The sequence below is a fragment of the Streptomyces sp. NPDC057654 genome (assembly GCF_042800135.1).
Classification (GTDB): Bacteria; Actinomycetota; Actinomycetes; order Streptomycetales; family Streptomycetaceae; genus Streptomyces.
In genome coordinates, this window is record NZ_JBHVHQ010000769.1 from 1 (window position 1) to 4,162 (window position 4,162).

Sequence of the window (4,162 nt, forward strand, 5' to 3'; positions counted from 1 at the left end):
CGCGCGGCACGGCCGGGCGGCCCGCCGCGGGGTACGCGCTCGCCGTCGGCGCCGGCCGCATCGCGCGGGCGGGGGCCGACGCCGCCGGCACGTTCTACGCCGCGCAGTCCCTGCGCCAGCTGCTCCCCCAGACCCACCGCCCGTACGCCCACGTCCGGGGCGTCACCGTCCGGGACTGGCCCGCGACCCCGCTACGCGGGGTCATCGAGGGCTTCTACGGCACCCCGTGGTCGCACCAGGCCCGCCTGGAGCAGCTCGACTTCGACGCCGCGCACAAGATGAACATCTACGCGTACTCGCCCAAGGACGACCCGTATCTGCGGGCGAAGTGGCGGGACCCCTACCCGGCGGCGCAGCTCGCCGAGCTGAAGGAGCTGGTGGACCGGGCGCGCGCCGACCATGTGGAGTTCACCTACGCCCTCTCCCCCGGCCTGTCCGTCTGCTACAGCTCGGACGCCGAGGCGAAGGCGCTGACGGCCAAGTTCGAGACGCTGTGGAAGATCGGGGTGCGGACGTTCGCCGTGCCGCTTGACGACATCAGCTACACGAAGTGGAACTGCGCCGCCGACGAGAAGAAGTTCGGTACGGGCGGGGGCGCGGCCGGTGCGGCCCAGGCGCATCTGCTCAACCGCGTCAACCACGACTTCATCGCCGCGCACAAGGGGGCCGAGCCCCTCCAGATGGTGCCGACGGAGTACTACGACATCAAGCCGTCCCCGTACAAGAAGGCGATCGCCGACCAGCTCGACAAGAACGTCCTGGTCGAGTGGACCGGCGTCGGGGTGATCGCGCCGACGATGACCCGCGCGCAGGCGAAGACCGCCCGGAGCCTGTTCGGGCATCAGATCCTGACCTGGGACAACTATCCGGTCAACGACTATGTCTCGGACCATCTGCTGCTCGGTCCGTTCAACGGGCGTGAGAAGGGGCTGGCGGGGGATCTCGCCGGGATCACCGCCAACCCGATGGTCCAGCCCGCGGCCTCGAAGATCGGGCTCTACACGGTCGCGGACTACGCGTGGAACGACCAGGCGTACGACGCCCGTACCTCGTGGGACGGGGCGCTGCGCGAACTCGCCGGCGGTGACGCGCGGACCGAGCGGGCGCTGCGGGCCTTCGCCGACGCCAACTACGGGTCCCGGCTCAACCCGCAGCAGTCGCCGGGGCTGGACGCCGCGTTCCGGAAGTTCTGGCAGGGCGGCAGCGCGTGGCGGCTGGACCGGGAGCTGCGCGCGCTGCGGTCGGCGCCTGACGTGCTGCGTGCCCGGCTGTCGGACCGCGGGTTCATCGACGACTCCGGGCCGTGGCTGGATTCGACGAAGGCGTGGGGCACGGCCGCCCGTACGGCGCTGGCCATGGTCGAGGCGGTGCGCGACGGGGACAAGGCGGCGGCGCAGCGGCTGCGGCAGCGGCTGTCGGGGCAGGTCGGGACGGCCAAGTCGTTCGTCTATGTCGACTTGAACGGGAAGCGGATTCCGGTGGTCGTCGGCGACAAGGTGCTCGACGCGTTCGTGGACAAGGCCGTCGCGGAGTATGACGCGGGCCGCTTCAAGGGGGCCGCCACCCGCTGACGGTTTCGGCCGGACCGTCGCGGCGGGGGCGTTCGTACGCCTCCGGCGCGGCGGTTTTCGGCTTTTCCGCCCGGTGTTCCGAGGATTGTCAGTGGCTTCTGGGAGCCTGGGGGCCGGTTGTCGTCCACGGCGCGGAGAGGCGGAGTGATGGCCCGTACAGCTGAAGAGGTCGTGGCGAAGGCGGTGCGTGAGCTCGCCCCGGATACTGCCGCGAACCGCTTCGTGCCGCTGGTCGCCGCGGGCGAGGCGGCGCGCGAGTCCATCGCCGCCTTCGTCCTGGAGCAGCACCACATCATCGCGAGCGACCGGCGGAGCTTCCACCGGCTGGCGCGGCGGGCGGTGACGGACCAGTCGGCGGCGCCGGAGGTGGCGCCGTTCTTCGACGCCCTGGCGCAGGGCGAGACCGTGGCCCTGGAGCGGCTGGGCGTGCTGGCCGACGCCTGCGCTCTGGACGACGCGGCGGTCCGGGCGTACGAGCCGCGGGCCGGCTGCCAGGCGTACCCGGCGTACGCGGCGTGGCTCGCGTTGCAGGCCGAGCCCGCCGACGTGGTGATCGCGCTGACCGTCAACTTCGCGGCGTGGGGCGATTACTGCGCGGCCATGCGCGAGGCGCTGCGCGAGCACTACGGCTTCTCGGCCGAGGCGTGCGGATTCTTCGACTTCTTCGCCGAGCCCGACCCGAAGGCCGCCGAACAGGGCCTCTCCGCCGTACAGGCGGGGCTCGACGCGGACCGGGTCACGGAGCGGCTGGCCCACCGCTACGGCCGCCTCCTCCAGGCGTACGAGTTGATGTTCTGGAACACGCTCGCCACGGCCCCGGCTCCCCGCTGAGACGCCGCGCGACGGGACTCGTCGCAGTGGTGCCAGCACCACCCTCGTTTCGGGGCCTGGGCCGACTGCTTCCCGGGCGAGCGGGGAGGAAGGTTGCTCCCGTCGCCACAGGCGCGGCTGCCGGAACCGGCATCGACAACGGAAAACGGAACGGGGAGACATGATGGCCAGTCACACACGGCGGAGACTTCTCAAGGGCGCCGCGGTCGCTGCGGCGGGAAGCGTGGTCGGCGGCGGCCTCGGGCCCGGCTTCTTCACGGCGGCGGCGCGGGCGGCCGACGCGGCCGGGGAGAGCGGCGTGAGCGGCGCGAAGGGCGCGCGACCATTCCTGGAGGGGGCTTTCGCACCGGTCACCGAGGAGTTGACCGCCTTCGATCTCAAGGTGACCGGCCGCATTCCGCGTGATCTGGACGGCCGTTACCTGCGCAACGGTCCGAACGCGCTGGCCCTGGAGGATGTCCGCGCCCACCACTGGATGCTCGGCGACGGGATGGTGCACGGGGTCCGGCTGCGCGGCGGGCGCGCGGAGTGGTACCGCAACCGCTGGGTGCGGTCCTCGCAGGTGACGGCGAAGCTGGGCGAGACGTACCCCGGCCCGGTGCCGCCGGACGACTTCGCGTGCAACACGCACGTGATCCCGTACAAGGGCCGCGTCCTGGCGATGCAGGAGAGCGGGCCGCTGCCGTACGAGCTGGACGGCGAGCTGAACACCGTGCGCCCGTACGACTTCCGCTCCACGCTCAAGGGCACGTTCACCGCGCACACCAAGTACGACGCGGCGGCCGACGAGCTGCACGCGATCACGTACTACCCCACCTGGGACCATGTGCGGCACATCATGATCGACCGGACCGGCCGGGTGGCGCGGACCACGCGGGTTCCCGTGGCGGACGGGCCGATGATGCACGACTTCGCGCTCACCGAGAAGTACGTGGTGATCGTGGACGTGCCGATCACCTTCGACGCCGCGGCGGCCGAGGCGGGCGCGATCGTGCCCTACATCTGGAACGGCGAACACCCCATGCGCATCGGCCTGTTGCCGCGCGCCGGCGGCAGCACGCGCTGGTTCGAGATCGACCCGGTGTACTACTCGCACACGCTCAACGCCTACGACCGGGGCGACACGGTCGTGATGGAGTACATCGGGTTCCCCGCGCCGTTCTACGCCGCCGGCCGCGGCATGGGCGGGCCCTGTGCCACCGGGTCCCCGACGCTGGACCGCTGGACGATCGATCCGCGCGCGGGCCGGGTGCGAAGCAGCCGCCTGGACGACCGCCCGCAGGAATTCCCCCGCATCAACGAATCCCTCGTCTCGCGCCGGCACCGCTATGCCTACACCGCGAGCGCGGCCGAGATGTGGCGCGCGTACGAGACCGCCGACGGCGTGCCGCCGGACGAGAAGTTCACCAACCACCTGATCAAGCACGACATGCTGCGCGGCAGCAGGCAGCTGGTCCGCTTCCCCGAGGGCGCGGCGGCCGGCGAGCCGGTGTTCGTCCCGCGGCGCGGGGCGCGCGACGAGGACGACGGCTACGTACTGTCGTATGTGAACGACCCCGACCGCGGCGCCACCGACCTGGTGATCCTCTCGGCCCAGGACTTCGGCGGCCGCCCACTGGCCCGGATACACCTGCCCGGCCGGGTTCCGCTGGGCTTCCACGGCAGCTGGGTCGCGGACGCGTAGCACTCCTGGGGCGCTTCCCCCGTCCAAGGGGGAGCTGCCGGTGGCGGGGGCCGCTCAGCCGCCCAGTTCGCGGTGG

At 72.0% G+C, this 4,162-nt stretch carries 2 protein-coding genes and 1 pseudogene; all 3 read left to right on the top strand.

What is annotated here, in order from left to right; genetic code table 11:
* Nucleotides 1–1,538: pseudogene (locus ACFU99_RS35440) on the top strand (beta-N-acetylglucosaminidase domain-containing protein); the annotation flags it as partial.
* Nucleotides 1,539–1,718: 180 nt separating this feature from the next.
* Nucleotides 1,719–2,402, top strand: a complete 684-nt coding sequence (locus tag ACFU99_RS35445; RefSeq protein WP_384400264.1) for a transcriptional regulator — start codon at nt 1,719–1,721, stop codon at nt 2,400–2,402.
* A gap of 163 nt (nt 2,403–2,565) precedes the next feature.
* Nucleotides 2,566–4,086, top strand: coding sequence for a carotenoid oxygenase family protein (locus tag ACFU99_RS35450; protein ID WP_384400267.1), 1,521 nt, complete (start codon nt 2,566–2,568; stop codon nt 4,084–4,086).
* Nucleotides 4,087–4,162: the final 76 nt, after the last annotated feature.

Bases quoted from the DNA above. Each gene is read 5' to 3' on its own strand.
- ACFU99_RS35445 (WP_384400264.1), top strand. From the start codon at position 1,719: ATGGCCCGTACAGCTGAAGAGGTCGTGGCGAAGGCGGTGCGTGAGCTC.
- ACFU99_RS35450 (WP_384400267.1), top strand. From the start codon at position 2,566: ATGGCCAGTCACACACGGCGGAGACTTCTCAAGGGCGCCGCGGTCGCT.